This window comes from Pedobacter sp. NEAU-ZC8 (genome assembly GCF_059278965.1).
This window is the reverse complement of sequence record NZ_JCAJXC010000025.1, coordinates 34,318-57,171: the sequence shown is the minus strand read 5'-3', so window position 1 is coordinate 57,171 and position 22,854 is coordinate 34,318. Positions and strand designations below refer to the sequence as shown.

Below are 22,854 nucleotides of genomic sequence, written 5' to 3'. Positions count from 1 at the left end.
GAGCCTGGGCTCTATTTTGGTCAAATTAGCACTAAAATTTTAAATTTGGAAAGATTGATTGAAAATCAAGTTTGGTTTCCCAACTTATGTAATTCAAATTATAATCAATTGCGAAACCTATCAAACAAAAAACCCCACCTGCAACGCAAGTGGGGTTTTTATCAAAAACATAAATTATAACTTGAAGCCATAAGCTACACGAATCGCAACATGTCCCATGTTATCATTCGTGTATTTAACCCCTTTCGAGATGCCTTCATATTTAACTCCAAGGTCTAATCCACTGCTCCAAGAATAGCCTATTGCTGGAGAGTAAATAAAGCCTGTTTTCGAGAATTCAGAAACACCGAATGCGGCACCAACTTCACCTAAAGCATACAAACCAGAACCTGTTGGACTAAAGAAATACTTTAAACCAGCCTTTACTGGAATGAATGCATAATCAGGAGCCTCAACATTTACGCCGGCTACATCATAATCTTTACCAAAAAAATGCGTATAACCAACAGTCACAGGAACAGATAACTGTTTTACCACATTAAATTGGATACGAGCATCAACACCTAAAGTAAGATTATGGAAGTCGTTATTTGTTGGTACACCCACGTTTGCGCCAATACCGAAGTTTGGAGTCTGTGCATTTACATTAGTACTGAAGAATAAAGCAACTACAGCTGCTGCAGAAGCTAAAATTTTAGTAAATCTTTTCATTTTATAATTATTTAGTTTAATCAAACGTCATTAAATATATTCTTGTTTGACAATTGCCCATAATCAAAAGGTATGCCACAGCAAGCATATCTGCCTGCCTCTGCAGTTCAATTAAGTCGTTTTAATATCGAAAAAGTTACTTTTAATGTCATTTAAAACCTGCTCACGCAAGTTTTCAGAATTTATATCTGCCTGATACCAATGGATGTTAACCCCATCCTTCTCCATCTTTCTGAAAAAGGTCATTTGACGTTTTGCATACTGGCAAATTCCATTATAAAGCTGTGTTTTCATGTCAGTATAAGAAACCTGATGTTTAAGGTAGGAAACGACAATTTTGTATTCTAAACCGTAAAAGCAGAGCATTTCTGCCGACACACCAGATTCAAGCAAGCCTGCCACCTCTTCAATCATACCTTCGTCTAAACGCCTTTCCAGTCGCTTGTGGATTTTCTCCCGTCTGGTGCCAACGTCGTCATAGAGGCCGATTACATAAGGGCTGATCTCGGGTCTTGGTACCAGTTCAAGTTTGTTTGAAGCTAGAAATGTTGCGACTTCAATAGCGCGTATAAGCCGTTTGCGAGTGGAGCGATCAACGTGCTCGGTATTCTCAAGCGCGAATTGATCTAACACGGTATTCAGTTCCTGCTGCGTTTTAACCATTAATGTCGCACGTAAGTCTAGGTCGACTGGTATTGAAGTATAAGCATGATTTTGAAGCACACTATGAATGTACATCCCGGTACCGCCGCACAGAAGCGGCAGCTTCTTTCGCCGGGTTAGTTGTTGAAATACCTCAAAGAAATCATTTTTAAATTCATCCACGTGGTATCTTTCACCTGCATCTTTGATATTGATAAGATGATATGGTATGTTGATTCCCTGATAATTATATTCAGTCAAGTCTTTCCCGGTTCCAATGTCCATCCCTCTAAAAACCTGTCTGCTATCTGCACTGATGATCTCTGCGTCTAATGCGGCAGAAACGGACACGGCAAGCTTCGTTTTGCCGGATGCAGTGGGACCTAAAATAACGACTAGCGGATTAGCAATCTTTGATTCTACCGGTAACATCTTACAAGTATAGGATGTATTTAAGGTTTCCAGTATTGAAAATCTTCACAAATCTTGAACTGTGGTCACCTTTTTCGGATGCGCCAAGATCCTGAGGCATGCTCGGCAACCGATGTTGAAAATACCTTTTGTTGGTGCAGACGTCCAACCAGAGCGAAGCTGGAGGCATTAAACTGTGAAATGTGAAGCCAGCAGCTTCATAACCTTTGCCCATCGACCAGTCCCGGTCTGCATAGCTCATGATATCGTTTGTTTTAACGGATGAGGCAAAATGCTTAATCAATTTGGTTAGACCACCTGTGACGGTAAAACCAGACTTAGTTGCAAAACGAATCAACTCCGCTGAGCGATAGCCTTCAGCATGCTGCCGCATTAAACGTGTGCCGCTAAAAGTAGCTACAGCCACCAGCTCATTCTGGTATTGCAGACCCAGCTTGTAACGAGCCATCGCAGGCCCTTGAATATGAAAGGCGGATAAGAATGTATCCGCCTGCTGTTTGTCTAATGGAATTACCGTTGTTTTCCGCCCGTGTATTCGTGTATTCCGGCCGGTTAAGGATTGAATTCTATTCAGCACCTGCATTTGCCTGGAGCACCAAACATCTTCCCAAAGGCTCACAAATTGTATCCCCAGGTCAAAATGATGCTTTTGGGCGGCAATAACTTCATCCGCTTCAAGTTGGTTGCTTATTGATATGCAGTTTATTACAACATCATGGCTCAGCAAGCGAATTAATATCATCCGGTCATTAGGAACAAGTTCAGCCGCAATGCCGTAATCAGCTAACAGCTGCAGGAGATCAAGATGCCAACTTTGCTTTACACCCACTCCGTCTCTTTGAAGGTCTTGTAGGTTGCAGATAAGATATCGTCGATCTTCATTTTAAGTACATCATCAAGTTTCGTAATTCGCTCTTGTAATTCGCCATCCCCTGTTAAAGTGGAATAGCGAAAACAAACATGATCAGCTTCTATCTTAATACTTGCAAAGAATCGCTCGGTTACATTATCTGCTTTTATGTTCTTTTCACTCCACAAATCATACTCCTCCTCACTGTTTATCCGGTTCGTGAATCCAAGGGCAGCATAAGGTTGTAGTTCGGCACGGATGGTTTGAAATATCTCTATAAAATCTGTTTTCATGCTATTCTGTTCTTAATATTTAATGATTAACAGAGAAGGTTTGCAATTGTTTAACAGATGCTGCTTTCAGAAGAAGCCTTAAGCTGAACACCAATCTTGTCTAAAAGATCATCCATATCGAAAGGTTTTTCCAGAAAATCTTCTGCCCCGGCCTCTTTAGCTGAGTTCTCCAGATCCGGACTTGCTGAAATCATGATGACTGGTATGTCCCTAGTGAGTTCCTTAAGCTTCAAAGCTTTACAAACATCCCTGCCATCGGTTCCAGACATCCAAATGTCTAATAATATTAAGTCAGGAAAATTCTCGTTCAAGTCTAAGAGTGTTGCACCATCATAAGTATAACTCACCTCATAACCTCCAAATTCAAGCATCGCTTGCACTGCATCTACAATCGCCTTATCGTCATCAGCAATCATTACTCGTTTTGGTCTATCCATTCAAAGTTTCGTTGTGTACGCAAAATTCGCAAAAACGATACCACTAAATGATGTACTAAGCCGGTGACTTTTCCATGATGCTCACCCCGCAGGCCAAGAGCTGCTCCGTGATGGTTTTCGTATAGGTTGTAATCTCTTCTTTGAATTCAGACACTGATGCTCCCGACCGGATTTCCTCCAATCGCTTTTCCCACTGTCCGGTAAGCTCGGCCTGGGCAATCATCTGATCTTTTACCACCTCATAAACTGCTAAGCCTTTGTCAGATGGAACAAGATTACGCTTCTCACGCCTGATATATTCTCTTGTAATCAAGGTCTCAATAATCGAAGCTCTTGTTGCTGGCGTACCAAGTCCACTGTCTTTCATGGCATAGCGTAGCTCCTCATCTTCGATCTCCTTGCCCGAGGTCTCCAGCGCTTTTAAAAGGGACGCCTCATTATATAGGGGTTTGGGCTTCGTTTGTTTCTCCACCAATGCTTTCTCCAGAATGGGTAACAATTCCTCTTTTTTCACTTTTGGAAGGGAAAGGCTTTCCTCACTTTTACTGTCTTCCTCAGGGTCGTTCAAAACCGAACGCCAGCCAGCGGCGCGGATGACCGTACCGTTAGCCACGAATTCGGAGCCCGATTCAATAGTGATTTTTGTTAATTCTTTGATACACTCCTTATGAAATGCCTCCAGCATACGGCCGACGATCATATCATAAACAGCTTGTTTGTCGCTACTGAGGTGATAAGGCACTTCACCAGTTGGCAAGATAGCATGGTGATCAGTTACTTTCTTTGCATTCACACTCCTTTTGTTCAAAGGAACAGTAGAAAGGAATTCTGCACTCTTACCGAAATCCGGATGCCCTTTTAATTGATCAATCAGTTTTGGTATTCCAGCGAATACATCATCCCCTATGTAACGGCTGCCTGTTCTTGGATAAGAAATCAACTTACCTTCATATAAGCCCTGCAGAATGCTTAGTGTCTGATCGGCCGTGTAGCCCTTTTTCTTATTGGCTTCCTGCTGAATACTGCTTAGATCATGCAATAAGGGAGGTGGCTCCTTTCTCGGCTTCGACTCTACATCTTTAATCAAAGCACCCAGGGGAAATCCACTATTTACATCCTGAATTTTCTCAAACAATGCCTCAGCATCTTCTTTTTTGTCAAAACTAGCGACCGACATTGCTTTAAACTGCTGTCCGTCTTTATCCAGCAAAATGCTCAACTGATAGAATAGTTTTGGCACAAAGTTCTTGGATTCGATATATCGGGCACAAATCATCGCCAGCGTGGGTGTTTGCACCCTACCGAGTGAGAGCACCGTTCTATTACCCGCAGCAATACTTAATGCTTGCGTTGCATTCATACCAACCAGCCAGTCCGATTCAGAGCGACAATGTGCCGAATTGAAAAGTGTGTCGTAATCAGTACCTGGTTTCAGATTCCTGAATCCCTCTTTAATCGCCTCATCAGTTTGGGAAGAAATCCATAACCGCTTGAAAGGCTTTTTACATTTAAGATAATAATAGATATAACGGAAAATTAATTCACCCTCCCGTCCGGCATCAGTTGCAACGATAATTTCTGTAGCCTCGTCGAATAGCTTCTTTATGATATCGAGCTGCTTCCGCACAGAGGGGTCCTCAATCAGACCATCCTTCGTTTTGATCTTACGTACTGACAGCTTGAATTTTTTAGGCAGCATTGGCAAATGTTGTCGGCGCCAGCCGATGAAGCCATATTCCTGGGGCGGTGCCAATTGTAATAGATGCCCAAATGCCCAGGTGAACGAATATCCTTTACCCTCTATATAGCCATCTCTTTTTGTTGTAGCTCCAAAGACTTTTGCCAACTCCCTTGCTACAGATGGCTTTTCCGCAATAACGATCTTCATAATAGCTCAAAAATATCAAATCCAGCTATAAAAGTGTTACAATGCGCATCAACAATATCTTTTATATCGGCAGAATAACCTCCACCCATACTCACCTGAACCGGCAAATTGTGTGCTTTACAAAGCTCAAAAACAATCCTGTCCCGTTCGGCCGTGTCTGATTTTGAGAGTTTTAATTTGCCCAACTTGTCAGAACTTAATACATCAACACCGGCAAGATAGAAGACAAAATCCGGTTGAAAACTTTTTACCAATGTTGGCAGCTGCTCCCTAAGTAATTTCAGGTAGGTTTCCCCTGTAATACCATTTTCAAGTGGAAGGTCGAGGTCAGATTTTTCCTTTCGGAATGGGAAATTTTTATCACCATGCATGGAAAAAGTAAACACCCGTGGCTCATCATAGAAGATCTCGGCAGTACCATTGCCTTGATGAACATCTAAATCAATTATTAATATACGTTCACATATACCATTATCAAGCAGGTAATTAGCGGCAATCGCCTGATCATTCAACAAGCAAAATCCCTCGCCCCAATTGGATCCGGCGTGATGGGTTCCACCAGCTACATTGAATGCGATACCATTCGCAATTGCATGCAAGGCGCCATCGATTGTGCCCTGTACAATACGTATCTCCCGCTCTACCAGTAGTGCATTCAAAGGGAAACCAATACGACGCTGTTCCTTGTAAGGCAAGGTCAGATCTCTAAGTTGTTCCCAGTATTGCTGATCGTGGGTAGCCAAAATGACCGCTTCCGCGGCAGGCACTGGACAGAAAAGTTGTTCAGGCACGATCTTTCCGGTATGAAGCAGCTGAAGTGGGATAAGTTCATACTTTAACATTGGGAAGCGATGCCCTTCTGGAAGTGGATGCGCATAAATGTCGCAGTAGGCTATTTTAATCATTAAACTCTTTTGGAATGTCTGCAACGTTCAGGACCATCATCACACAAAGATCAAAAAAAAGGCAGATAATTGATTACCTGCCTTTTCATTATAAATCGATTGATTTTAAAACTTCATCTCGCCATGATCGCCCACATCAGACTTTTGACCTGTTACAATTGCTTTAAGCATGTTGAAAGCGACTACCATCTTAGAGGAACTGCTATCCCAATACTCTGCAAAAGCAGGTGTTACTTTGATCAGTATCAAGTTTGGATCTTCAACTCCATCAGGGAACCACACCTTCACAGGCGGCATAAAATACGCTTTCTTCCTTTCCTGATCATCAACAAGCTCTGCTTTACCGTTAACATACAGATAGGTATTGTTTGAAGGGCTACTGTAAGCCAAGGAGACTTCGTTGTCCCTGGATATCTCCTTTGATTTCAATGAATATTCATTCGTAAAGAACCAAATACTGCCATCCTCTTCGACATGAGCCGTTCCCATCGGGCGACTTGAAAACCGACCTTCAGCATCTAAGGTGGTGAGCATGCAAATGCGGACCTCTTCAATCTTATCCTTTAGTTCTTTTATGTTTTTTTCGTTTTCCATGGTATCATTTTTAAGGTAATACCATCTGAACAGTACAGAAAAAGAAATTGTTTTAACGATTGGGTTTACTGACAAATCTATTGCCTTTAATGTAGCACCTCCAAGGCAATAAGGCATGTTCCGCAGCATAGCCCACGCCGACTCTTGGTACAGCTGCTATACGCTCGTCGGGTATTAACGGACCATCTTCAATCCAAATTTGTTCACCAAGCAGATCCTGGCCATTTAGGGCCCGATCTATCCCCATTGCTTTGGATAATGCCCCAGGGCCGGCGGTCAGATTAGGCTTCAAAACCGGCATCCCCCTACGTTGCAGCATTTCTTCAAGTCCAATAGTTGGTTCTAAACCTCTGATTAGTACGGCATGTGGCGTATTCAGTGGCCCTGTTACCACATTAAACAAGTGGTGAATGCCATAGCACAAGTAAACGTATGACACGCCACCAGCAAGGTACATCGTCTTGGTTCGAACTGTGAGTCGCCCGCCATAGGCGTGAGAAGCCTTATCCTCAACACCCGCATATGCTTCGGTTTCCACAATAACGCCACCTGTAATAACGCCCTCGATGTTTGTAAACAGCTGCTTACCCAGCAACTGCTTTGCCAGGCTATTTACATCAAGATCTTGATAAAATGCATAGCTTAGCTTAGCCATATATTAAGGAGGTGATTTCCGCAAGATATTTGGCATCTACTTCGTCAAATTCGTTTAAAGATGCAGAATCAACGTCTAATATCCCCGCAACTTCCCCGTTCTTGAATAGAGGCAAAACGATTTCGGACCGGGAGGCTGAACTACAAGCAATGTGCCCTGGAAACGCGTCAACATCTGGTACGATGATCGTCTCGCCATTCTGCCATGCGGTTCCACAAACGCCTTTACCTTTTCTGATTCTCGTACAAGCAACTGGCCCCTGGAACGGCCCAAGCACCAATTCATCCCCTTTCACCAAATAGAAACCAATCCATAGCCAGCCAAACTGTTCTTTTAAGGCTGCAGAAATGTTTGCCAGATTAGCGATAAGATCGGGCTCACCCGTCACCAATCCCTTAATTTGAGGAATCAAGGATTGATACCGTTCTGCTTTATCTACGCTGGTAATGATGTTTAAGTCTTCTGCCATAATGCTCAATTAAATTCCAAATTTAAGAATTCGCTACGTTCAAACTTGCAGTTTTTGTGAAAAGGAGATAATTATTAGATTTGGATTTTACCTAAACGCACAACATGAGAATCATAGCGGAACTACCCCACCCAGATTGCAAGATTAGCATCTTTAACATGAACCAGAAGTACATTATTAAATTCGAACAGGGAACCCTCGAGCAAAGCTACAAGCTCTCTGAACTGGATCTTAGTGGTGGTGGAGTAAACGAGATATTTCAAATTATCGACGATGCTTTTGTTGCTACTGTGGTCGAAAGGTTCAAGTTGATGCGCAGCGATTTTGCAGCGGCATATAATAGACAGCAGTATTAAATAAGCGGCATAACCCACTAAGGCAAAGCAAGTTCAATGCATAATCAAAATTTTATTTTAGATATTGCTAGCTTTAACCTAGCCCCTGTACCACTTATATTAAGCAATACATGACATGGTAGCGCCTATATCACTGAAATATAGTATCTTCTATAGCCGTGCAAAATATTATTTTTGAGCCTTAATTGCCAAATTTAGTTTGGAAGGTCTCTTTAATTGCGTAATTAGCCGGCTTTTAAATCGTCACGAGAAATTAACTTTTCTGGCAACAGATTGGTTGTATATTGCGGTAAACTCCCGCGGTATGCTCAGACGCTTTTTTCCCCTCAGCCTTATTTTGTCAGGACTCATGTTTTCGATGAGCCAAACCCCTACTGTTGCTCAGGAGAACCAGATTCGAAAAGACAAGATCTATTTTCGAAGTGGCTTTGGTCTTTCCTTGCCAGTTGCAGAAAGTAGAGGCTTTTTGGATGCAAAGTTTTCCACCTCCTTAGGAGGCCTGGTATTCCTTGGACCTAAAAACTTTTTCTTTTATCCTAAGATTGGACTAAACGCATATGGTTACGACCAACTAAACTTAGATGCAGGTGCAAACAACCGTGTAATGCATGGACGGTCTACCACTTACCTATTGAGTATGGATTTAGGTTACCGACGAACCATCAAACATTTTGGATTTTACGGATTTGGCGGCGGCGGTGGCGGGATTATTCTACTGCCAAAGATCAGTGATCCCGAAGCCGACGTCATTAGGATGTACAACACCAGCAACCTTGTAATGCTTCTGGAAGCGGGTGTTGGCGCAGACTATAGTTTTGGAAATGTATTAGTTTTTGCTGAAGCGAGCTATACACACGGTTTAAACAAATTAGAGCAACAGCGATACAGAGCTATACCGCTTAGTTTCGGAGTCAGAACTAATATCACCAGAATATTTTATAAATAACGTGTTTAGGCTGGCTTGTAAGTAGACAAGCTGTTCACCCACCCTACACAAGGGGTTGACAAGGTGCTTCTTCGCCTTTAGCCTTGTCAAGGCCTTGTCAACCCCTTGTCAACCCCCTGTTAACACCAGGCCAATAGTTATGCACGAGCTGACAAGTCTGATAACAGGTTTTGACGTAAACAGGCGCTGCTTAACCATGATATCGCCAGCAAGCTTTCAAAAACGATATTTTTTACGTACCTTTGTGAAACATTAGGCTACTCTCTGGCACAATCTTGTTAACCAATTTTAATTGGCTTTCATTCTCCCGGAAAACATTTCCAACTGAGATTATAAATTTTATTCAGGTCAGTCGCATACTCAAGTGCTCATCTATTAAGATTGACTTTTACGGGAACCGCAGAGAGCAGTTATTTTTTTACTTAAACTACGTATATATGGCTAAGTCTCAAGCAACCTTCATGAAGAAGCAACTCGAAAAAAACAGACAGAAAAAGAAAGAAGACAAGTTGCAAAGAAAAGAAGAGCGTAAGCAAAACCCAGGCGGAAGCGATCTAGAAAGCATGTTAGCATACGTTAACGAATTCGGCGAAATCGTTTCTACACCGCCAGAAAAGAAACCTACCACTCCACCGGAGGACAAATAAAGATACCTGCCCTGACTGCAAAGTTCAGGGCTTTTATTTTCCTGAGCTTTTCAGCCCATTATTAACGCGATAACTATTCCTCAAATTACATCATGTGCAAGCAGCTGTGAAGCGTTGTACCTCGCATGTTCCGGTGCTTGGTTATAGCGTCTGTCCTGATTTTTATTCAGGCGATCTATGCAGGATAAACCTGAACTTCAGCACAAAAGGTAGAACTACGAACGATAAAAGTGTGTTTTAAGCAGGTTAGCACTGCGTTCAAAGCTCTTTCTATTAGTTACTCGATTATAGAAAAAAGTTTTACCTTAGCTAAACTGTGTAGAAAAACGTGCTAAATATGAGCATCAGTTTCCTTTGCAACCTGACTAATTCAGCACAACTTCATTCTCGCAGCCTAAATTTAGTATAACGTCTCTTAAATTATGGAAGATTGCGCAACGATTGCAGACCTGTTTTCGATTCGGGTAACCAGCACTCCCGATAGCATTGCGTTAGAACTTAAAGATCAAACGTTGAGTTATAAACAGCTCGACGAGCTGTCGGACCGGGTTGCAAGCTTTTTGTCCGACAAAGGTGTGCATGCTGATATGATCATTCCCATCTGCCTAGACAGATCATTTGATATGATTGTCGCAATACTCGGAATAATCAAGTCTGGCGCGGCATATGCACCGATAGACCCCAACTATCCGCAGGCAAGAATACAATACATACTCGATGACCTTCACGCTCCGTTTACGATTAGTAAGCGTAATTGCTGTCATAAAATACATGGCGAAGTGTTTCTCTTAGATCAACTTATCACGACCTCTGCTGAATTTAAAAAACATCAGTCTAAGCCTTCCGACCTGCTGTATGTAATTTATACCTCTGGATCTACAGGATTGCCAAAAGGCGTTATGGTTGAGCATCATTCACTTGTAGCTTACATTGAAGCACAATCAGAATACTTCAAGATCACGGAGAACGAAAAAATACTGCAGTTTTCCAACTACTGCTTTGATGCTTCCATTGAACAAATCTTTTTGGCACTGCTAAACGGAGCCTGTCTTGTACTCATGAACGAAGAACATTTACAAGACGCGGTTTTGTTCTCGAAGTACATCAAGGAGAAGCAAATCACACACCTACATGCCACACCTGGATTTTTAGATAACCTGCCTGCAGGCGAATACCCCGGTTTAAAAAGAATTATTTCAGCTGGCGATCTCTGCAAGAAGCAGCTTTTTATGAAGTGGGCTGGTAAACTTGACTTCTATAACAAATATGGGCCGACTGAATCAACAATTTCGGTCCTGGAGTATGCTTGTAGCCGCGATGAAGTTATTTCTTCGAAAGTGCTTCCCATTGGAAAACCTATTGGAGACACTAGGGTTTATCTGCTCAACGAAAAACTTCAAGAAGTCGCGGTTGGGGAAACTGGCGAAATTCATGTGAGCGGTGCGCAGGTTTCCCGCGGGTATCTCAACCAACCAGCATTAACAGCGGAGAAATTTATTCCAAGCCCTTTTGATCCCTCGGATCGGCTATACAAAACGGGGGACCTTGCGCGGTATTTACCAGATGGAAACGTGACATTTCTGGGAAGGATGGATGATCAGATTAAGATCAGCGGATACCGTATAGAAATTGGCGAAATTGAAAATGTGTTGATAGAAGCACCTGGAATTTCCCAATGCGTGATTGTTGCAGACAAAACTTATATACATGGATCCCGGCTGGTTGCTTATGTAGTACCAGAGGATGTTTTCAAAAAGGATGAGGTACGAAGCTTTCTCCGCTCGAAATTGCCGGACTATATGGTTCCGCAGCTGTTCGTAACCTTAGATCAAATACCACTCACCCCAAATTTAAAGGTAGACCGAAAAGCGCTGCCGCATCCGGACGCCTCTGAGCTACTATCGAATACTTTCGTTGCGCCTAAGCATGATACTGAAAAGACGCTAGTGACCATATGGAAGTCAGTACTTGGCGTGAACCGGGTGGGTATTGAAGATAACTTTTTTGAACTCGGTGGCACCTCGCTGCTTGCGCAGAAGCTGGTGACCAGCCTGAAAACACATGGGCTGCAGCTCCCAGTGACCAAACTGTATGGCAACCCAACTGTTGCGGCCCTTGCTGCATATTTAGACGGCAGGAGCTTACAGCCGCAGCTAGTGAAAACGCGTAAACCGCAATCACGAACAGCGGAAGTGGCAGTGATTGGAATGTCCGGCAGATTCCCCGGAGCTGATGATATCGCTACATTCTGGGACAACCTAAAGAATGGAAAAGAAGGTATCAGCTTTTTTTCAGATGAAGAACTACACCCTTCCATATCAGCTTCGCTGAAGTCTAATCCCGACTATGTAAAGGCTCGGGGGATAATTAACGACGTGGACCAGTTTGATCCTGCGTTTTTTGGCATCAATTACAAGCAAGCGGAGCTGATGGACCCTCAGCAGCGTTTGTTCCTGGAAGTTGCTTGGGAAGCACTTGAAAGTTGCGGACATGTGCCAGACAAATTCAAAGGTACGATAGGCGTATATGCTGGCTGCCGGTTTAACACCTACTACAGCAACAATGTCGCTTCCAATGATAACCTCATTGAGCAGGTGGGTTCTTTTCAGGTAGGCACCGTGAGCGACAAAGATTATATCGCTTCCCGAACTGCATATGCCCTAAATCTAAAAGGTCCTGCTGTAAATGTACAATCCGCATGTTCCACTTCCCTCCTGGCAATTGCACAGGCGGTAGAAGCAATTCGTAATGGACACTGTGACGTTGCACTTGCGGGTGGTTCATCTGTCCTGGTGCCGGTGAAAAGCGGGCACCTATACCAAGAAGGGGCTATTCTCAGTCGAGATGGCCATTGTCGCACATTCGACGACCAGGCGACCGGAACTGTATTCAGCGACGGCGCGGGTGTGGTTGTACTTAAAGACAGGAAATTGGCTGAGGAAGATGGAGACATCATCTTCGGGATAGTAAAAGGAGTTGGTCTGAGTAATGACGGCGCGGAAAAAAGCAGCTTTACTGCGCCCAGTGCAGAAGGTCAGGCGCATGCCATAAGTATGGCCATTCAGGATGCCGGGATTGATCCTGCTGACCTCTCCTATATCGAAGCTCACGGAACAGCGACACCTATCGGCGATCCAATTGAGATTGAAGGCTTAAGCCTTGCTTTTGGAAAGCAGGAAAAGAAGCAGTATTGTGCAATTGGCTCTGTGAAGAGCAACCTTGGGCACTTAACTGCAGCTTCCGGTGTTGTTGGTTTCATCAAAACCTGCCTTGCCTTATACCACAAGCAAATTCCACCAACAATACATTACGAACGTGCAAACCGGCACATCGATTTCGCCAACAGCCCCTTCTATGTAAATGATACTTTGTTACCATGGACGTCCAATAAAAAGAGAATAGCCGGGGTAAGTTCATTTGGCGTAGGCGGTACAAACGTCCATTTGATTGTTGAGGAAGCAGAAAATCTCATCGTACAAAGTACGAAAAGCCGACCGGTTCAACTGCTGTGCTGGTCTGCTAAGGCACAGGAAAGTCTCGACCTTTATGGTGAGCGCTTGAGACGATATATTGATCGCAATGAAGAATTTAATCTAGCTGATGTATCGTATACATTGAACACCAACCGTCAAGAGTTCGATTTCAGACGTTTCTATATCGCTTCCGGAAAGCAAGACTTTGGAGGCCAATTTCAGCAGCACCCTTGGTCAAAACATACCCGAAAGATGAAGAAGGGCCAGACCGCTGAGCTGGTATTTATGTATCCTGGACAGGGAGCGCAGTTTCTTCATATGGGGAAAGATCTTTACGAATCCGAGCATGTGTTCAGACAAGCTATGGATGAAGTTGCTGACCTGTTTTTAGAAGAAACCGGAGCGCATTTGCTCCACATCATCTATCCTACCAGCACTGATGAGGAAGCAGAACAAGTGCTGCGGAATACAAAGTACAGCCAGCCAGCGTTGTTTTGCATTGGCTACGCACTGACGAAGTTGTGGATGAGCTGGGGAATTTACCCAACGGCATTTATAGGCCATAGTATTGGAGAATTTGTTGCTGCCTACTTCTCTGGAATTTTCTCATTGAGGAGTGCTGTTAAATTGATTGCCACCAGGGGTAAAATGATGAGTGACTTACCGGCTGGCAAGATGCTGTCGGTACGTTGCTCGGCAGAAGCAGCGAAGGCCTTTCTTTCCGCAGAAATTGATCTTGCAGCGGCAAACAGCGATAATCTTTGCGTACTGGCGGGAACTAACGAGGCGATCAATCATTTAAGCGCACAGCTTGATTCGGAAGGCATCCTCAACCGAGCACTAGCCACCAGCCACGCTTTCCACTCCCATATGATGGATCCTGTTGTTGAACCATTCAGGAAGATCGTTGAAAATATTACGCTGAATGAACCTGTTATCCCAATCCTATCTACGGTAACCGGAAGCTGGTTAACGGCTGATGAAGCCAAGAACCCCGACTATTGGGCAGGACACCTGCGATCCACTGTAAACTTTGGCGGAGCAATAAAGCAGCTGCTTTCTAGCTCATACGAGATATTTCTGGAAGTTGGGCCTGGTAACACCACAGCTACACTGACCAGACAGCAGGCGGGGAAAATGCCGGTTACAGTTCTCTCCTCACTCGGCAGAGATGCGAATAGTTCTTCTTATTACCCGCTCTTAAATGGTCTTGCTGAACTCTGGCTTGATGGTATAACGCCAGACTGGGCCTCCTTTTACGAAGCTGAAAGCCATGCAAAGGTAATGGACCTGCCAGGCTACGCCTATAACAAAAAGCGCTTCTGGGTAGAACCTAAAATAAATCGCCTTTCAGCGGTTATAGCCCAGCAAGGAATTCAATCTACTCCAGTTCAAAATCATACATCAATTTATATGAGGAAAAATTTACTCATCAATCAAGTCAAAGAAATTTTAGAGAACGCTTCCGGCATTGAGTTGGCAGACGTTTCCTCAGACATGAGCTTCATCGAAATGGGGCTCGATTCTTTATTATTGACCCAGGTAGCCTTAATCTTAAAAAAGCAATTTGCTGTTCCTTTAACATTCCGGCAGCTCAATGAAGAATATGGCACCCTGGACTCGTTGGTAGATTATTTGATTCAGCAATTGCCTGAGGAGGCTCCGGCGGCATTACCCCAGCCTGCTGAGCAGGTAGCTGTAGCGCCTCCTACAATAAACAATGTTTATCCATCGCAAATGCCGCAACCCTCAGTGCAGGGAAGCAATGTAGCAATTGATCTTATTAGTCAACAGTTACAACTATTGGCCAAGCAGCTTTCGCTATTGCAAGGTGGACAGATCAGCATGCCGGCCGTTGCAGCACCGGCAGTTATGGCGGCAGCATCAGAACACCGACAGCCAACTGCTCCGGCGAAGCCCCTGGTCGTAGCGGCAGATCCAAGTGCTCAACTTAGCGCGGAAGAACGTGCGGAGATCAGCAAACCATTTGGCGCCGCTGCACGAATTGAGAAGCATTCGGCCAGCCTGAATTCAAAACAGCAGGAATATCTTTCGGATTTGATCTTACGTTATAATGCGAAAACCAGCAAAAGTAAAGCATATACACAATCAAACCGGGCGCACATGGCTGACCCGAGGGTGGTTTCAGGATTTAAGCCTGCGACGAAAGAGCTGGTTTATTCTATTGTAATAAACAAGTCGAAAGGTAGCCGTTTATGGGATATAGATGGAAATGAATACATAGATGCATTAAACGGATTTGGATCGAACATGTTGGGTTATCAACCGGATTTTATCAAAGAGGCCTTGATCAATCAGATTGAACAAGGTTATGAAATCGGGCCCCAACATGAGCTTTCGGGTGAAGTATCAAAACTAATTGCTGAGTTTACTGACTTCGATCGCGTTGCCCTTTGTAACACCGGTTCAGAGGCAGTACTCGGAGCAATGCGTATTGCCAGAACCGTGACAGGTCGTACGACTATTGTAGCCTTTACCGGCTCTTACCATGGTATTGCTGATGAAGTTATTGTACGTGGAAGCAAGAAGTTAAGAACCTTCCCTGCTGCGCCGGGCATTCTACCGGATGCGGTGCAGAACATGCTGATTCTGGATTACGGAACGGAAGAGTCACTGCGGATCATAGAAGAACGTGCCTCGGATATTGCGGCCGTACTTGTGGAGCCAATACAAAGTCGTCGGGCAGACTTCCAACCAATAGATTTCCTGAAAAAACTTCGAAAAATCACAGCCGACGCCGAAACGGTGTTGATCTTCGATGAGGTTATATCCGGATTTAGATTCCATCCCGGTGGAGTTCAAGCCATATTCGGCATTAAGGCTGATATTGGCACCTACGGAAAAGTTGCCGGCGGCGGTATTTCTATCGGTATCATTGCAGGCAAAAAGAAGTACATGGATGCATTAGATGGTGGATTCTGGCAATTTGGAGATCAATCGATACCTGAAGTGGGCGTGACTTATTTCGCGGGAACTTTTGTTCGCCATCCCCTGGCACTTGCCACCGCCAAAGCTTCTTTATTATATCTGAAGGAAGCCGGTCCACAGCTACAGGAAAGGTTGAATGCCAATGGAGATTATATTGCACGCACAATTAACGCCCTTTGCCGAAGATTAAATGTTCCGATGTTCATTGCACAATACGGCTCACTATGGCGTATAAAGTTCATTGAAGAGTACCCTTATGCAGAACTATTTTTTACTTTGATGCGCCTTAAGGGTATTCATATCCTCGAAGGCTTCGCATGCTTTCTGACTGCCGCCCACTCGACAGCTGATATTCAGCAGATCATCCGGTGTTTCGAAGAGAGCCTGCTGGAATTGAAATCCGTTGGCCTGATCCCGCATTACGAGCACCCAAAGCAAACAGTGGATGTCACAGAGGATTTCATGAGTACAATGCCGGTACCAAACGCAAAGTTGGGGAAAGATCAGATGGGAAACCCAGCATGGTTTGTAAAAGATGAAAACAACCCTGGTAAATACCTGCAAGTAAGCAATTAACCTTTTCAGAATGACCAAATATATTCCAGTTGATTTTGACCCCTTTGGCGAAACAAAGGAAATTGAGAGAATTACGCCTACAAACGATTCGCAAAAAGAGATCTGGCTTGCCTGTATGTTCGGCGGCGAGGAAGCTAACCTCGCTTACAACGAGTCCATTTCACTTGACTTCGAAGGAAATCTCCAGGTCGATGATTTTAAGCGTGCTGTTAGGGGGCTCATTCTTCGCCATGAGGCACTAAGGTCAACTTTCAGTGCAGATGGGGAGTGGATTTTTACCTACAAAGATTTTCCAGTCGACTTTGTTCTGGAAGACCTGTCTCCTTTGGGAGCCTCAGCGCGCGGAGCACTGACTGAATCAATAAACAAGGAACTTGCCATTGCGCTCAATCTACAAGAAGGGCCATTGTTTAAGGTATACCTTCACAAACTTGCCGCTAATCTTCACGTATTTACGATTATCAAGCACCACGCGGTATGCGACGGCTGGTCTTCGGGTATCATTCTGGAAGATATAAGCAAGATGTATAATGCCTATACAAAGGGTTCTTCTGTTGCTATGGGTAAAGCCTGGCAGATGAGTGACTACGCTAAGAATGAGCGTTTGTTTAAAACTAGCGCGGACTATCAAACCACGGAAAGCTACTGGTTAGATCTTTATCAGGGGAAAGTCCCGGTTGTTGACCTGCCTACAGATTACCCGAGGGTATCACCTCGCGGATATAAAGGCATGCGGTTAGACTTTGAACTTGGTAAGGGTCTTTTAGACCAGCTGAAAGTATTGGCTGGTAAATCAGGTGCAAGCCTGGTAACAACATTGCTCACGGCGTTTGAAGTTTTCCTTCATTCAAAAACGCGGCAGCATGAGCTTGTTGTTGGACTACCCGCTTCCGGGCAGGCTGCATCCGGTTTGAATGATGTTGTGGGGCACTGTGTGAACCTGCTGCCTATAAAGACGGTTATTGATCCGATGCTGTCGTTTAAACAGCACCTTAAGATTCGAAAGAGTGCCATACTAGATGCCTATGAACATCAACGACTAACCTTCGGAGAACTGATTAAAAAGCTTTATATCCCCAGGGATGGCGCTCGCATAACCTTAGTTCCTGTAATCTTTAATATTGATATGGGAATGGATCAGGCGGTTTCTTTTGATGGCCTTAAACATAGCCTGATCAGTAATCCCAGAGCGTATGAAACATTTGATATTTTTCTGAACGCTACAGGGTCAAAAAACAAGCTGGTATTAGAATGGTCTTTTAATACAGGCCTTTTCAAGCCTGAAACTATAGAGATTTTCCACCGGGATTTTACCGCGATCCTGGAGAAGATTGTGCTAAATAGCGATGTTATCATTTCATCCCTGGCGCAGCATGAGGAGCATGAGCTTGCGATATCGGATGAGCAGAGTGGGTTGGAATTCAGTTCGATAAATGACCTTTTGGAACAGGTTTATAGACACTACCCTGCTAAAACTGCAGTTTCCTTCAATGGTCAGCACTTAAGCTACAATGCGTTAAACACAAAAGTTAATCAACTTGCAAACAAGTTAATTGTTCAGGGCGTAAAGCCAGGTGATTTCGTTGCTGTCTTCATAGATAGATCTGCGGATATGTTGGTTTCGCTTTTAGCAATACTTAAAGCAAGTGCCGTTTACATCCCCTTAGACCCATCCTACCCTAAGGACAGAATTGAATTCATGCTTGAAGATTCAGGTGCAAACTTTCTGTTAATCTCAAGAAAATATCAAGGGTACTACCAAGATCGTACAACTGAAATAATAGCAGAGATTGAAGACCAAACCGATCTCTCCCTTCCCTTGCCTGATTTTATACCGGTATCAGGGTCTGATCTTGCGTATGTTCTTTACACATCCGGATCCACCGGGAAGCCAAAAGGTGTAAAGATCAGTCATGGCAACTTGTCCAATTTCTTATTGAGCATGCTCGATCAACCTGGCATCAATAAGGACGATAAACTTTTAGCGATTACAACCATATCTTTTGATATCGCTGGTTTAGAGCTTTTTTTACCCCTTATCGCGGGTGCAGAAGTCATAATTGCTGACGCAGCCTCCACGAAAGATGGTCGAATTCTCGCAGATATGATCACTGAAAGCGGCATCACGATGATGCAGGCTACCCCATCAACCTGGCAGATGTTGATCGACTCAGGCTGGAGCGGATCATCATCCTTAAAGATTTTGGCAGGAGGTGAAGCTTTAACCGACCAAATGGCTAAACACTTACTTCCGCGCAGTTCGGAATTATGGAACATGTACGGCCCTACCGAGACGACGATATGGTCCACTTTAAAACAGATAAGACAAGATGATCGGACCATTACAGTTGGTCATCCAATTCGAAACACAGGGATATTCATTCTTGATGAACACGGCCGTGAGGTACCGGAAGGGATCGTTGGCGAGGTTTGCATTGCCGGCGATGGCGTAAGTCAGGGCTATTTGCGCCGGCCAGAACTTACCCAGGAGAAGTTCATTATTGAACCAGGAAAATCAGCATCGGGTAAACGGATGTACAGAACAGGTGATCTAGGTACCATACTTCCCAATGGAGAACTACAATGCCGGGGGAGAATGGACCAGCAGGTAAAAATTCGAGGCCACCGGATTGAACTCGGTGAGATTGAATCGATACTCTCCACTGCACCTGGCATAAAACAAACCGTTGTTGCGGTAAGTGAAAACGATAAAAAGGAAAAGAGCCTTGTAGCATACGTGACACTTGATCAGGAGATGGAGCAAGAACAAGCTTTATCCTGGAAGGATCGTTGGGAAACATTGTACAATATTGGTGCAGAGACGAACAAGAATGAGGCCCTGCCCGACCAGAACCTGGACGGGACGTTGCTGGAATATTATGAAAACGGCAAAGAACTTGCCGCGCAGTCTGAAGAATGGCTCCGGAGCTCAGTCGAGCGAATCAAAGCCCTGCATCCACGCAGCGTATATGAGATTGGAAGCGGCGCCGGGCAGATTTTATATGAACTTACGGACGATGTAGACTATTATCTGGCTACCGATTATGCGCAGACTGCAATTGACAAACTTAATGAGACGCTTTGCTCAAACCCGGAGAAATGGGGTCATGTTGAAGCAAAAGTAGCCAGTGCTGACGATTTCAGTGCCGTCGGAAACCGGAAATTTGACCTTGTTCTATTACACAGTGTGGCGCAGTACTTTCCTGGTGCCGACTACCTGATTGATGTGATCAAAAAAGCATTAGGCGCTATTGATGGGACCGGGTGTATATTCATTGGTGACATGCAGGGACAAAACTCTTTAGAGATGTGCCATGCGATGGATCATCTTCCGAAAGCGCCAGAAAAGAACACCTTAGCTTTTTTCAAAGAAATTATAGAGAACCGCGTAAGGATTGAGGATGAACTGGTTGCTGACCCAGCGTTTTTCTATGGACTTAGGGCTACTTTTCCAGAAATCAAAGCAGTCGATATCCAATTAAGGAAAGGGAAGTCCATCAACGAAATCACGAAATACCATTACGACGTCTGGATATATGTAGGCGCTGAAAAGCCATATGTTACGCCAGCGATCAGTCTAACCTGGCATTCCGATACTAAACTTTCAGATGTAGAGCAAGTTCTTGGCGATAACCCATCTTCAGTTGTGGAGTTAAAAGGTATTTACAACAGCCGAACAGCAAAGGATTGTCATTTGCTGAAATTGATGCATACGGCTAATGAGGAAACGTTGCTTGCTGACATCAAAGCAGCGGTAAATGCCGTGACTGAAGGTATGCATCCGGATCTGTTTTGGGCTACAGCAGAAAGGCTCGGCTTTAAGGCACACGTTCGTTGGAGTTCAGATGGGACAGATGGTCTATTCGACGTTGTATTTATTCCATCTTCTTTTGGAGCGGTGTTGCCAGATGCTCCATATATAAGTGGGCGCGCAATCGATTTAGCCAGTCATATCAGAACGCCCTTTTCGAAGGAGCGGATTACAATCTCAAAAGCACAGATCTTAGAATGGAAGAGGTATGCCGGTGAGTTGCTTCCGCCGTTTATGGTTCCAGAACAATTTGTCGGGCTGAAAAAATTCCCATTAACACCAAATGGTAAGATAGACCGGAAGATGCTTCCCAAAGTAGAGTCTAAACGTATGGAAGCAGAATCAACGGGTGAGCTCCCTTCAACAGAAAATGAGCTTTTGGTGGCTGCTATCTGGGCAGAGGCTCTGGGCTTGGAGAACCTGAAGGTTACTGACGACTTTTTCGAGCTTGGAGGACATTCTCTTCTGGCCATGAAGGTCATGGTTGCCATAGAGAAGCGTACCGGGAAGCGTTTGCCATTAGCGACACTGTTTGACAACTCTACACTCGGCAAAATGGCGCTTCAACTGGAAGAAGACAAACCAAAGATGGCCTGGAGTGCTCTAGTACCCATCCGTACTTCTGGCAGCAAAAGGCCATTATTCCTTGTTCATGGAGGTGGGATGAATATCCTGGTCTTCAAATCACTTAGCTCCTATTTCGATAAAGACCAGCCAATCTATGGTATCCAGGCGCTTGGGTTAAATTACGAGATGGATGTTCCAGATTCGATTGAAAAAATTGTAGAAAAATATCTGGAGGAAATGCTGACGGTACAAGCGGATGGTCCGTTCATGCTTGTAGGATATTCTTTGGGTGGAATCTTAGTGTATGAAATGGCTCGACAGCTGAGCGCATTGGGTAAGGAAGTTTCGATGGTCGGTGTAATCGACACCTACGCGAGCACTGGTGAGGATTTGACTGACACCAAACAGTTACTGAAAAAGGTGACCCGTCAGTTTAATAAGGTGCCTTTCTTCACAAAATCATTTTTGAATTACCCGGCTGAGACACTTTCTTATCAAAAGACAATTCTAAAGAGAAAGCTGAAAGGCGCATTGAAGGCAGAAACGACGGACAGGCAATTTGAGCTTTCTGATTATGAGGCGGAAATCTATGAGCGATATAGCACTGCTTTGTCAAAATACAAATTGGCAGCCGATGATATTGAAGTTACGCTATTCAGAGCTAAGAAAAGGCTATATTATTTGGATGATAACCAGTATTTAGGCTGGAAGTTATATGCAAAAAAGGGCGTTAAGATCTGGGAAGTTCCCGGGGATCATAAGACGTTTTTATATCCGCCACATGATGAGGAGTTGGTTAGGGTGTTGCAGTCTGCTATTAACTCGATCAACCATTCAGGTGAAAATTCTCGAAAACAGGTCATTGCATAAGAAAATAATGCTTCAGGAATCACCGAACTGGCTGCACTTTTCGGATTTTGGATGCAAAATGCCAGCTGATCTAATCCACATATTCCGGATAGCCACTGAAGCTTGCTATCCGGGTATTGAAAGAGATTATACAAGGGTACTATCTGCGAATGAGTTAAATCGTGCATCGAGGTTCCTTCATATCAAGGATAGGATTAACTATTTAGTCCGGGCGTATTATGTGCGTCGGATTTTGTCCTGTTTTGTACCTGAAGCTCCCGAAGCGCTTCAGTTCTCCAGAATTGGGAATAAAAAGCCAGCACTGGAAAACATCCATTTCAATGTAAGCCATAGCCAAGGGTATGTAGTGATCGTGGTAAATTCAAGGCCGATTGGTGTCGATCTAGAGTATATTGACCCTCGATTTGATTTTGACCTGGTGCTAGAACAATGCTTCAATGATGAAGAACAAGCATTTGTGAATGAGGGAAACCAGCGAATTAACTTCTATAGTTTATGGACTAGAAAAGAGGCTGTTTTGAAGGCTACTGGGGAGGGTTTAACAAACGACTTACGCTCGATCAATTGTTTAGACAATCGCATTAGAAGGCATGATCATTTGTGCAACGTGAATAGTTTTTACTTTGATGAACAGTATCTGCTGAGCCTAGCTGCGCTTGATGGCCCAGTGCACTATAGATACTGGGACGTTTGTAGTTTGACAACATACACATAGCACCTCAAGTAGCTAAGGACAAGGATTGATCTTCAAGGCATTACTTTACATCTTTATACTAAAAGTCT

Annotated in this window: 16 protein-coding genes and 1 pseudogene; 7 read left to right on the top strand and 10 right to left on the bottom strand. The window is 44.0% G+C overall.

Going from position 1 to position 22,854, the window contains the following annotated elements; all coding sequences use genetic code 11:
* Positions 1-174: 174 nt before the first annotated feature.
* The 10 genes from AC5WJX_RS16885 to AC5WJX_RS16840 all read right to left on the bottom strand — a co-directional run bounded on the left by AC5WJX_RS16885 (position 175) and on the right by AC5WJX_RS16840 (position 7,876).
* The gene (locus AC5WJX_RS16885) at positions 175-711 is read right to left on the bottom strand and encodes a hypothetical protein (RefSeq protein ID WP_494485466.1); all 537 of its coding nucleotides are present in this window, start codon (positions 709-711) and stop codon (positions 175-177) included.
* Between the two features lie 111 nt (positions 712-822).
* The gene (gene miaA, locus AC5WJX_RS16880; protein ID WP_494485465.1) at positions 823-1,785 is read right to left on the bottom strand and encodes a tRNA (adenosine(37)-N6)-dimethylallyltransferase MiaA; all 963 of its coding nucleotides are present in this window, start codon (positions 1,783-1,785) and stop codon (positions 823-825) included.
* Between the two features lies 1 nt (position 1,786).
* The gene (locus AC5WJX_RS16875; protein WP_494485464.1) at positions 1,787-2,614 is read right to left on the bottom strand and encodes a hypothetical protein; all 828 of its coding nucleotides are present in this window, start codon (positions 2,612-2,614) and stop codon (positions 1,787-1,789) included.
* Positions 2,605-2,928: a hypothetical protein gene (locus tag AC5WJX_RS16870; protein WP_440429610.1), complete on the bottom strand. Its 324-nt coding sequence runs from the start codon at positions 2,926-2,928 to the stop codon at positions 2,605-2,607. The genes AC5WJX_RS16875 and AC5WJX_RS16870 overlap by 10 nt, the downstream gene beginning before the upstream one ends.
* A 50-nt stretch (positions 2,929-2,978) precedes the next feature.
* Positions 2,979-3,365 carry a response regulator gene (locus tag AC5WJX_RS16865; protein WP_494485463.1) on the bottom strand — a complete coding sequence of 129 codons (387 nt, stop codon included), beginning with the start codon at positions 3,363-3,365 and terminating at the stop codon, positions 2,979-2,981.
* A gap of 55 nt (positions 3,366-3,420) precedes the next feature.
* Positions 3,421-5,253 carry a DNA topoisomerase III gene (topB, locus tag AC5WJX_RS16860; RefSeq protein WP_494485462.1) on the bottom strand — a complete coding sequence of 611 codons (1,833 nt, stop codon included), beginning with the start codon at positions 5,251-5,253 and terminating at the stop codon, positions 3,421-3,423.
* Positions 5,250-6,158, bottom strand: coding sequence for a histone deacetylase family protein (locus AC5WJX_RS16855; protein ID WP_494485461.1), 909 nt, complete (start codon positions 6,156-6,158; stop codon positions 5,250-5,252). The genes topB and AC5WJX_RS16855 overlap by 4 nt, the downstream gene beginning before the upstream one ends.
* A 105-nt stretch (positions 6,159-6,263) precedes the next feature.
* On the bottom strand, positions 6,264-6,752 hold the full coding sequence (locus AC5WJX_RS16850; RefSeq protein WP_440429618.1) for a pyridoxamine 5'-phosphate oxidase family protein: 489 nt from the start codon (positions 6,750-6,752) through the stop codon (positions 6,264-6,266).
* Positions 6,753-6,804: 52 nt separating this feature from the next.
* Entirely contained in the window at positions 6,805-7,407 is a 603-nt protein-coding gene (locus AC5WJX_RS16845) for a DNA-3-methyladenine glycosylase (protein ID WP_494485460.1), read from the bottom strand.
* Entirely contained in the window at positions 7,400-7,876 is a 477-nt protein-coding gene (locus AC5WJX_RS16840; RefSeq protein ID WP_494485459.1) for a GAF domain-containing protein, read from the bottom strand. Before AC5WJX_RS16840 ends, AC5WJX_RS16845 begins: the two co-directional genes overlap by 8 nt.
* 104 nt (positions 7,877-7,980) lie before the next feature.
* Here AC5WJX_RS16840 and AC5WJX_RS16835 point away from each other — a divergent pair, with 104 nt between their 5' ends.
* From AC5WJX_RS16835 to AC5WJX_RS16805, 7 genes and pseudogenes are all read left to right on the top strand, one after another.
* Positions 7,981-8,232 (top strand): hypothetical protein, encoded by a 252-nt coding sequence (locus tag AC5WJX_RS16835; protein ID WP_494485458.1) that lies wholly within the window; start codon positions 7,981-7,983, stop codon positions 8,230-8,232.
* Positions 8,233-8,536: 304 nt separating this feature from the next.
* Positions 8,537-9,178, top strand: a complete 642-nt coding sequence (locus AC5WJX_RS16830) for a hypothetical protein (protein ID WP_494485457.1) — start codon at positions 8,537-8,539, stop codon at positions 9,176-9,178.
* Between the two features lie 437 nt (positions 9,179-9,615).
* The gene (locus tag AC5WJX_RS16825; RefSeq protein WP_440432034.1) at positions 9,616-9,825 is read left to right on the top strand and encodes a hypothetical protein; all 210 of its coding nucleotides are present in this window, start codon (positions 9,616-9,618) and stop codon (positions 9,823-9,825) included.
* A gap of 422 nt (positions 9,826-10,247) precedes the next feature.
* A pseudogene (locus AC5WJX_RS16820) lies at positions 10,248-11,447 on the top strand (amino acid adenylation domain-containing protein); the annotation flags it as partial.
* 24 nt (positions 11,448-11,471) lie between these two features.
* Positions 11,472-16,823: an aminotransferase class III-fold pyridoxal phosphate-dependent enzyme gene (locus AC5WJX_RS16815; protein ID WP_494485473.1), complete on the top strand. Its 5,352-nt coding sequence runs from the start codon at positions 11,472-11,474 to the stop codon at positions 16,821-16,823.
* 10 nt (positions 16,824-16,833) lie between these two features.
* Positions 16,834-22,071 carry an amino acid adenylation domain-containing protein gene (locus AC5WJX_RS16810; RefSeq protein WP_494485456.1) on the top strand — a complete coding sequence of 1,746 codons (5,238 nt, stop codon included), beginning with the start codon at positions 16,834-16,836 and terminating at the stop codon, positions 22,069-22,071.
* Entirely contained in the window at positions 22,064-22,786 is a 723-nt protein-coding gene (locus AC5WJX_RS16805) for a 4'-phosphopantetheinyl transferase family protein (protein WP_494485455.1), read from the top strand. Before AC5WJX_RS16810 ends, AC5WJX_RS16805 begins: the two co-directional genes overlap by 8 nt.
* Positions 22,787-22,854 lie beyond the last annotated feature (68 nt).